Source organism: Candidatus Nitrosotalea sp. FS, assembly GCF_011319475.1.
GTDB lineage: Archaea > Thermoproteota > Nitrososphaeria > Nitrososphaerales > Nitrosopumilaceae > Nitrosotalea.
The window spans coordinates 1-620 of record NZ_RCMC01000311.1; the positions used below are offsets into that span (position 1 = coordinate 1).

1 protein-coding gene is annotated in these 620 nt (G+C 37.8%); it reads right to left on the bottom strand.

The genetic code is table 11. From position 1 onward, the window contains the following. On the bottom strand, window positions 1–284 hold a 284-nt coding region (locus tag DYY66_RS12680), incomplete at its 3' end, for a hypothetical protein (RefSeq protein WP_166290106.1). Window positions 285–620 lie beyond the last annotated feature (336 nt).

Below are 620 nucleotides of genomic sequence, written 5' to 3' on the forward strand. Positions count from 1 at the left end.
TCATATGTTCCCGCAACTTTTGGAACAAAAGTAGAGTTTACTATTTGATGACCTATGCAGGGTTTTAGCTCTACTTGTTTTGTATCATTAAACAAGATTTGTCCAGTCTGATTTTTTACTTGGAATACAACATCAAATGTTTTTGTGGTGAATTGATTGTTCCATGCATCATAGCTTATGATAACTGGCTGATTCGGAGCATACAGATACGAATTGGATTTGCTTGCTCCTGTATGTAGTTGATCATAATCAAGTCCTGCACCTTTGACATATGTTGAATTCATGTCTGCTGCACTAGGTGCCGGATCACACAGAGACTCTGNTTTTTTAGATACAAAAATGCCCTTTGTCCTACATCAAAAATGGTATCTACCCTCGTTGTAAACCCGGTCTTGTTTGTTCCAGATGCAATTACTGTTAGGGTGTCTTGTGATTGTGGATTTTTCAGATACTGTTCCACCTGTATTTCATATTTGGTATAAGTTGGCGAAAATGGTGTAGATGAGATTACTTTGCCAATTAGAACAATGTCAGAGTTAAAGTATTTCGCAGGTGGAGAAATATATGGTACCCCATAGGCTTGCGATGCAGTCAAGACAGTGACAGAAATGCATAGAATT